Annotated in this window: 7 protein-coding genes; 2 read left to right on the top strand and 5 right to left on the bottom strand. The window is 65.6% G+C overall.

Going from position 1 to position 8042, the window contains the following annotated elements:
* Positions 1-6 precede the first annotated feature (6 nt).
* On the top strand, positions 7-1263 hold the full coding sequence (locus CSC73_RS07790) for a Xaa-Pro dipeptidase (RefSeq protein WP_246197423.1): 1257 nt from the start codon (positions 7-9) through the stop codon (positions 1261-1263).
* A gap of 25 nt (positions 1264-1288) precedes the next feature.
* Here CSC73_RS07790 and CSC73_RS07795 read toward each other — a convergent pair whose 3' ends face one another.
* The 5 genes from CSC73_RS07795 to rpsU form a co-directional block, all read right to left on the bottom strand.
* Positions 1289-3271: an alpha/beta hydrolase family protein gene (locus CSC73_RS07795; protein ID WP_163839870.1), complete on the bottom strand. Its 1983-nt coding sequence runs from the start codon at positions 3269-3271 to the stop codon at positions 1289-1291.
* A gap of 170 nt (positions 3272-3441) precedes the next feature.
* Entirely contained in the window at positions 3442-5181 is a 1740-nt protein-coding gene (dnaG, locus tag CSC73_RS07800; RefSeq protein ID WP_163839871.1) for a DNA primase, read from the bottom strand.
* 43 nt (positions 5182-5224) lie between these two features.
* Positions 5225-5743 (bottom strand): GNAT family N-acetyltransferase, encoded by a 519-nt coding sequence (locus tag CSC73_RS07805; protein ID WP_163839872.1) that lies wholly within the window; start codon positions 5741-5743, stop codon positions 5225-5227.
* Between the two features lie 135 nt (positions 5744-5878).
* Positions 5879-6325, bottom strand: a complete 447-nt coding sequence (locus CSC73_RS07810) for a GatB/YqeY domain-containing protein (protein WP_163839873.1) — start codon at positions 6323-6325, stop codon at positions 5879-5881.
* Positions 6326-6463: 138 nt separating this feature from the next.
* Entirely contained in the window at positions 6464-6679 is a 216-nt protein-coding gene (gene rpsU, locus CSC73_RS07815; protein WP_002808376.1) for a 30S ribosomal protein S21, read from the bottom strand.
* A 147-nt stretch (positions 6680-6826) separates the two neighbouring features.
* On the opposite strand from rpsU, the gene tsaD reads away from it, so the two are divergent.
* Positions 6827-7879: a tRNA (adenosine(37)-N6)-threonylcarbamoyltransferase complex transferase subunit TsaD gene (tsaD, locus tag CSC73_RS07820; protein WP_163839874.1), complete on the top strand. Its 1053-nt coding sequence runs from the start codon at positions 6827-6829 to the stop codon at positions 7877-7879.
* The last annotated feature ends 163 nt before the right edge of the window (positions 7880-8042 follow it).

Genomic DNA, 8042 nt, shown 5'->3' on the forward strand with positions numbered 1-8042 from the left:
TTGGCCATGACGCTCGGCGCCGGCGCGGTTTCCGCACAGGAAACCACGGCCGAACCGACGCTCTGGATCACCGCCGACCGCATGCTGGATGTCCGCAGCGGCCGCCTGATCGACCATCCGCACGTGCTGGTGCGCAACGGCCGCATCGTCGAGACAGGCAGCGGCGCCGCCACGGTTCCGGCGGGCGCCAGGCACGTGGATCTGAAGGGCATGACCTTGCTGCCGGGGTTGATCGACATGCACGTGCATCTGGACAGCGATCCCACTTATGGCGGCTACACCGGCCTGCAGTTCAGCGACCGGTTCTGGTCGGCGCTGGCGGTGGCCCATGCGCAGAAGACTTTGACGGCCGGTTTCACCACCGTGCGCAACGTGGGCGCCGATGCCTGGAACGACGTCGGCCTGCGCCAGGCGATCGACGCGGGCAAGATTCCCGGGCCGCGCATCGTCACTGCCGGCTATTCGTTCGGCGCGACCGGCGGCCATTGCGATTCGACCTTCTTCCCGCCGTCGATGGAACAGAAGAGTCCGTTCAACGCCGACAGTCCCGAGGAAGGCCGCAAGCGCGTGCGCGAGCTGCGCAAGTACGGCGCGCAGGTCATCAAGATCTGCGCGACCGGCGGCGTGTTCTCGCGCAATACCGAGCCCGGCCAGCAGCAGCTGAGCCTGGAGGAGATGAAAGCCATCGCCGATGAAGCCCACCTGCAGGGCCTCAAGGTGGCCGCGCACGCGCATGGCGCCTCGGGCATCAAGGACGCCATCCGCGCCGGGGTGGATACCATCGAGCACGCCAGCCTGATCGACGATGAAGGCATCGCCCTGGCCAAGCAGCACGGCGCGTGGCTGTCGATGGACATCTACAACACCGACTACACCCAGGCCGAAGGCAAGAAGAACGGCGTGCTGGAGGACAACCTGCGCAAGGACCGCGAAGTCGCCGATATCCAGCGCGAAGGTTTCCGCCGCGCCCATGCCGCCGGCGCGAAGATGGTCTACGGCACCGACGCCGGTGTCTATCCGCATGGCCTGAACGCGGGCCAGTTCAAGGTGATGGTCCGCTACGGCATGACGCCGGTGGAGGCGATCCGCAGTGCGACGCTGGATGCGGCCGTGGCCCTGGACCGCAAGGATGTCGGTGCGATCGAAAAAGACCGCTGGGCCGATCTGATCGCCGTCTCCGGCGATCCGACCCAGGATGTGAGCCTGCTCGAAACGATTCCGTTCGTGATGAAGGGCGGGGAAGTGGTGAAGGATCTGCGCTGAGCGGCGCAGATCCGCACCGCTCCGCTTACTTCAACAGATACTCCTGCCAGAACCGTATCGCCGCCGCGCCGAAATAATCGCTGTTGGTCTTCTTCTTGAAGCCGTGGCCTTCGTCGGCGTACATCAGGAACCACACCGGCTGCCCGTTGCCACGAACCGCCTTCACGATCTGCTCGGCTTCGGTATAGGGCACGCGCGGATCGTTGCGGCCCTGGGCCACGAATAGCGGCGAGGTGATCTTGCCGGCGTTGTTCAACGGCGAGATGCGGTCGAACACCGCCTTCATCTCCGGCACACGCTCGTCGCCGTATTCGGCGCGGCGCAGGTCGCGGCGGTAGCTTTCGGTGTTGTTGAGGAAAGTGCCGAAGTGCGAAATGCCGACCGTGTCCACGCCGGCGCGGATACGGTCGCCGTAGTGCATCAGCGAAGCCAGCACCATGTAGCCGCCGTAGCTGCCGCCGGCCACGCCCACGCGGCTGGCGTCGAGTTCGGGCTGCGCGGCGACCCAGTCGAGCAGGGCGCCGATGTCCTTCACCGAGTCTTCGCGCTTTTCCGCGTTGTCCAGGGTGAGGTAGGTCTTGCCGTAGCCCGAGGAGCCGCGCACGTTGGGCACCAGCACCGCGACGCCCAGCTCGTTGGCCATGAACTGGAAACTGGGAGTGAATGTGGGCAGCGCCTGGCTCTCCGGACCTCCGTGGATATTGATGACCACCGGCAGTTTTCCGTTGGCCGGCAGCTTGGCCGGGCGGTAGTAGAACGCGGGAATGGTGCGAGGCTTGCCATCCACCTGATCGAAGGTAGGAAAGCGCACCAGCGTCGGTGCGACGAACTTCGAAGCATCCAGACCGCCGACTTCGCTTCGCGTCCACTGCGTGCGCTGGCGGCTGGCCAGGTCGATCACATGCACGTCGCTGGGCGAAGTGGCGGTGTTGAGGCTCAGCGCCAGGCGCTTGCCGTCGGCCGAGAAACCCAGGCCGCCGATCACCCCGACCGGCAGTTCGGGCAGCTTCACCGGGCGATGGCCGGGAAGCGACAGCACGTGCAATTTGCTTATGCCGTCCTCGTTGGTGACGAACGCCAGATGCTTGCCGTCTTCGGCGATTTCCAACCCTTCCGCACCCCACGGAATGGCGCCGCTCAACTGTTCGAACTTGCCGGTGTCGGGGGCGTGGAAACGCAGTGTCTGGAATTCGCTGGGCTTGCCGTCGAAAGGCTCGTCGGAGATGAAGTACACCGACTTGCCGTCCGGCGCGAACTTGAAGCCGGCGAATGCGGCCTTGCCGCCATCCACGGGAAACAGTTCCAACTTGCCGGTGGCCAGATCGACCACGCCGGGGTAGGACTCGTTGGCCGACACGTACTTCATCACCAGCAATCGCTTGCCGTCCGGCGAGAAATCCATCGCGCTCCAGCTGCCGCCCGCGGTCACCAACGGACGCGCCGTGCCGGCGCGGGTGTCGCGCACCCACACGTCGCGGTCGGTGCCGTTGCGCGCCGTGCTGGTATAGGCCATCAGCCCGCCGTCGCGGCTGATCGCCGCGCCGTCGTTCTGCGTGCGCTTGCCATCGGTCAACAGCGTGATGGAGCGGGTCGATTCATCGAACCAGTACAGCTGCGAGAATTCGTCGCCGCCCTTGTCCTTGGCGAAAACGAAACCCTGGCGCCAGGCGGCAGCCGGCGAAGGAGTCAATCCCGAAATGGGTTCGGGATAGAACGTCAGCTGCTCGCGCATGCCCATCGGCTGGCACACGCGGTGCGCCTGCGCCGTCTCGGCGAAGCGGGTGCTGATCAACACGCAGCCGTCTTTGGTCCAGCCGGCAAAGGATGCGCCGCGCGTGTTCTGGTAGCGGTCCAGCCGCTCGATCAGTTCCGCGGGTATTTCAGGGACGTTTTCTGTGATGCGGTTGCCTTGTTCCAGGCGTTGCACTTCCGGCGCACGCTGGGCCGAAGCGGGCAGCGCGGAAACAAGCAACAGACTGGTGCACAACGTGTAAGTAATGCGACGCATCAGGACTCTCCGGGAGGCGATCACAGGACTGTAACCCGTGAAAAGCGCACACGCTCATGACTAACGTCATGCTTTCTTTCTTTGTAGAGCCGAGCTTGCTCGGCTGCTCTTGAATCTGCCAAAGAGCAGCCGAGCAAGCCCGGCTCTACAAAGCCGCCCCCCCAGTGCGGTCAAGCGGGTCGCTTGCCGCGCCGGCGTTGCGCCTGCAGCAGGGTCATCAGCTCGTACTTGTCGGCGACATCCAGCGGGCCGGCGCCCATCTTCGCCTGCAACTCGGTCAGGCGCTGCTGGATGGCCTGGTCCTCCAGTTGCTCGGCCGCGTCGATCAGCTCCTGGCGCCAGCTGGCGCCGCCGCCGGGCAGCACTTGCGATGCGAGCTTCTGCAGCGCGCCGGATTCTTCGCGTTCGGCGAAATGCTGCAGCAATGCGCCGGTGGTGATCTCGGGGCGCGCATGCACCAGCGAGAGCAGTTCCACCAGCAATTCCACGCCGGGCAGCTTCAGGTCCTTGAAGCCGTACGGCGGTTCCAGCGCCAGCGCCAGCGAAGGTTGTTGCAGCAGCACCGAGATCGCGCCGCGCACCAGGCTGCGCTTCTGCGCCTGCGCCGGCAGGCGCGAAGCGACTTTCGGTTTCTCGGGCAGGGCGGGTTGCTGGCGCACGCCGACGCCGGTGATTTCGCCCAGCCGCTGCCGCATCAGGTCGCCGAACGCGCCGTCCGGTATCTGCGCCAGCAAAGGTTTGGCGCGCTCGGCCAGCCGCGCCTTGCCGTCCAGCGTGGACAGGTTCACGTCCTTGCCCAGCTCATCGTAGAAGAACTGCGACAACGGCGTGGCCTGCTGCAAACGCATGTCGAAACCCGCCGCGCCTTCGCTGCGCACGATGCTGTCCGGGTCCTCGCCATCGGGCAGGAACAGGAAGAACGCCTGGCGCCCGTCCTTCATGCGCGGCAGCACCGACTCCAGCGCTTTCCACGCCGCGCGCTGTCCGGCGGCGTCGCCGTCGAAGCAGAAATACACGTCCGGCGAATTGCGGAACAGCAGCTCGGCATGATCGGGCGTGGTCGCCGTGCCCAGCGTCGCGACGGCTTGCGTCACCCCGTACTGGAACAACGACACCACATCCATGTAGCCCTCCACCACCACCAGCCGTTCGATCTTCTGGTTGGCCTGGCGCACCTGCCACAGTCCGTAGAGTTCGCGGCCCTTGTGGAACAGCGGCGTTTCCGGCGAATTGAGGTATTTGGGGCCGTCGTCCTTGGCCAGCACGCGGCCGCCGAAGGCGATCACGCGGCCGCGGCGGTCGTGGATGGGGAACATCACCCGGTCGCGGAACTTGTCGTAGACGCGGCCGTTGTCGCTCCTGGACAGCATGCCGGTCTTGTCCAGCAACTTGATCCGGCGCTCGTCCGTGCCCAACGCATCCTTGAGCGCGGAAAAACCATCCGGTGCGTAGCCGATGGAGAACTGCGCGCGGATGCCGTCGTCGACGCCGCGCTGGTCGAGATAGGCCTTCGCTTTCTCGCTGTTTTCCAGTTGCCGCTGGAAGAACCTGGCGGCTGCATCCAGCGCCGCGTACATGTCGCGGCCGTCGTCGGTCTCGTTGCGGGTCCGCGTTTCCTTGGGCACTTCCATGCCCGCGCGCTTGGCCAGCTCGTCCACCGCATCCAGGAATTCCAGGCGGTCGTAGTTCATCAGGAACGAGATGGCGGTACCGTGCGCCCCGCAACCGAAGCAGTGGTAGAACTGCTTGGTCTGCGACACGGTGAACGACGGCGAGCGCTCGTCGTGGAACGGGCAGCGCGCCGAATACTCCTTGCCTTGCCGTTTCAGCGGCACGCGCGTACCGATCACCTCGACGATGTCGGTGCGCGCCAGGAGGTCGTCGATGAAGGCGTCGGGAATGCGGGCCATGGAAAGATTAGGATGCCATGCGAGCGCATGGCACGGCGCGACTTTAGCGCCCGAGCCGATCTGAATGCGCGGCCAGTGCGTCCAGGGCCGGCCCGGTTAGCCGTTGCACCGTCCATTCCTCCAGGCCCACCGCGCCCAGGCTGCGGTAGAAGCGGATGGCCGGTTCGTTCCAGTCCAGCACCGACCATTCGAAGCGGCCGCAGCCGCGTTCCACCGCCAGCTTGGCCAGATGGACCATCAGCCGCTTGCCCAGGCCCAGGCCGCGATATTGCGGTCGGACGAACAGATCTTCCAGGTACAGCCCGCGCTGGCCGAGGAAGGTCGAGAAATTGTGGAAGAACAGGGCGAAACCGGCAGGTTGGCCGTCGACTTCGGCTATCACGACTTCGGCGGCGGGGCGCGCACCGAACAATTGCTCGGTCATGCCGGCTTCGGTAGCGACGGCCTCATGGGCGAGCTTCTCGTACTCGGCCAGCTCGCGGACGAAAGCCAGGATTTGCGACACGTCGGCGCGCGTTGCAGGACGCAGTTCGATATTCGGAGAGGTGATGGATTCGGTCATGGCCGGAACAGCTTAGCCCTCCCCTTCAAGGGGAGGGTTGGTTGGGGATGGTGTTGCTGCGAAAGCGAGTCAGTAAGATCGGACGGGAAAACCATCCCCATCCCGGCCTTCCCCTTGAAGGGGAGGGAGAAAAGCTCAGCCCGCGAACTTCTTCTTCACCAGCGCCGACACCAGACCCATGTCGGCCTGTCCGGCCAGCTTCGGCTTCAGCACGCCCATCAGCTTGCCCATGTCGGCCGGGCCGGTGGCGCCGGTTTCGGCGATGGCAGCCTCGATGGCGGCCAGGATCTCGGCCTCGCCCAGCTTGGCCGGCAGGTACTTCTCGATCACCACGATTTCGGCACGCTCGACGGCGGCCAGGTCCTCGCGGCCGGCGGCCTCGAACTGGCTGACCGAATCCTTGCGCTGCTTGACCATCTTTTCCATCGCGGCGATCACCGCGGCGTCGTCCAGCTCGATGCGTTCGTCCACTTCGCGCTGTTTGATGGCGGCGTTGATCAGGCGCACCACGCCCAGGGTGTGCTTGTCGCCGCCCTTCATGGCGGCCTTCATGTCTTCGACCAACTTTGCTTTAAGGCTCATGACAATCTCCGTAGGGCGGGCATTGCCCGCCATGCTTTTTGCTCGAACCCCGCGGCGGGCAACGCCCGCCCTGCGGGCCCAAAAACACAAAAAGCCGGCTACGCTCGCGCGTGCCGGCTTCTGGCGAAGCGACGCGGCTCAGTACAGGCGCTGGCGCTTGGTGACGTCGCGCGAGCTGCGACGCAGCTGGCGCTTCACCGCAGCGGCGGCCTTGCGCTTGCGTTCCTGGGTCGGCTTCTCGTAAAACTCGCGCTTGCGGGTTTCGGCCAGAACACCGGCTTTTTCGCAGGTACGCTTGAAGCGACGCAGAGCAAACTCAAAAGGCTCGTTTTCGCGGACTTTGACGCTGGGCATGGAATCTCCGGGACACAAACAACCGGGTCAGTCCCGGCGAGCCGCGTATGATAACGGCACCCCGGCCCTGCCTGCAACCCGCCCGGGCGCTGGATGACCAGCTTCCAGCTGTTGGAAACCCCGCCCACAAGCCCCCATTTTGAGCCCATGCGCGTCCTTGGCATCGAAACCTCCTGCGATGAGACCGGCGTGGCCGTCTACGACACGGCCCTGCCGGGCAGCGCCGGGCTGCGCGCCCACGCGGTCTACAGCCAGATCGCCTTGCATGCCGAATACGGCGGCGTGGTGCCGGAACTGGCCAGCCGCGACCATGTCCGCAAGCTGCTGCCGTTGGTCAGGCAGACCCTGGCCGAGGCCGATCTGAAGCTCGAAGACCTGGACGGGGTGGCCTATACCGCCGGTCCCGGGCTGGTCGGCGCGCTGCTGGTCGGGGCGGGAGTGGCCCGCTCTCTGGCCTGGGCGCTGGAAGTCCCGGCGGTGGGCGTGCACCACATGGAAGGCCATCTGCTGGCGCCTTTGATGGAAGACGACCCGCCCGAAGCGCCTTTCGTGGCCCTGTTGGTCTCAGGCGGGCATACCCAGCTGGTGGCGGTGGACGCCATCGGCAGCTACCGGTTGCTGGGGGAAACCCTGGACGATGCGGCGGGTGAGGCCTTCGACAAGACCGCCAAGGTCATGGGCCTGCCTTACCCCGGCGGGCCGCAACTGGCGGCGCTGGCGGCAACCGGCCGCCCGGGCGTCTACAGGTTCTCCCGGCCGATGACCGACCGGCCCGGCCTGGATTTCAGCTTCAGCGGCCTGAAGACCCAGGTGATGCTGGCCTGGCGCGACAGCGACCAGTCCGACGCCACCCGCGCCGATATCGCGCGCGGCTTCGAGGACGCGGTGGTGGACACTCTGGCCATCAAGTGCGAACGCGCGCTGGAAGCGGCGGGCAGCGACACCCTGGGGATCGCCGGCGGCGTGGGCGCCAACAAGCGCCTGCGCGCCAAGCTGCACGACATCTGCGCCAAGCGCGGCGGCCGCGCCTGTTTCCCGCGTCCCGAACTATGCACCGACAATGGCGCGATGATCGCTTTCGCCGGTGCGCTGCGCCTGCAGGCCGGTCAGCACGAAACCGCAGCGGTGAAAGTCACGCCGCGTTGGGACATGGCGACGTTGCCGTTGGTGGGCGAGACGAAGCGGGAGTTCCAACAGTAACGGCGAAAAATGAGCGTCGTCATCCCAGCGAAAGCTGGGATCCATCTTGATCTTGCTTCTTGTAAGCGTCGGTAACTACGAGCAACGTCAAAATGGATCCCAGCTTTCGCTGGGATGACGAGCAAAAGCGGTTACGCTTTTCCCCATTCCCCATTCCCCATTC

This window comes from Pseudoxanthomonas sacheonensis (assembly GCF_010093305.1).
GTDB classification, from domain to species: Bacteria; Pseudomonadota; Gammaproteobacteria; order Xanthomonadales; family Xanthomonadaceae; genus Pseudoxanthomonas_A; species Pseudoxanthomonas_A sacheonensis.

Excerpts from the sequence above, each read along its gene's own strand:
- CSC73_RS07795 (WP_163839870.1), bottom strand. The coding sequence starts at position 3,271 with ATGCGTCGCATTACTTACACGTTGTGCACCAGTCTGTTGCTTGTTTCC.
- CSC73_RS07805 (WP_163839872.1), bottom strand. The coding sequence starts at position 5,743 with ATGACCGAATCCATCACCTCTCCGAATATCGAACTGCGTCCTGCAACG.
- dnaG (WP_163839871.1), bottom strand. The coding sequence starts at position 5,181 with ATGGCCCGCATTCCCGACGCCTTCATCGACGACCTCCTGGCGCGCACC.
- tsaD (WP_163839874.1), top strand. The coding sequence starts at position 6,827 with ATGCGCGTCCTTGGCATCGAAACCTCCTGCGATGAGACCGGCGTGGCC.
- rpsU (WP_002808376.1), bottom strand. The coding sequence starts at position 6,679 with ATGCCCAGCGTCAAAGTCCGCGAAAACGAGCCTTTTGAGTTTGCTCTG.
- CSC73_RS07790 (WP_246197423.1), top strand. The coding sequence starts at position 7 with ATGACGCTCGGCGCCGGCGCGGTTTCCGCACAGGAAACCACGGCCGAA.
- CSC73_RS07810 (WP_163839873.1), bottom strand. The coding sequence starts at position 6,325 with ATGAGCCTTAAAGCAAAGTTGGTCGAAGACATGAAGGCCGCCATGAAG.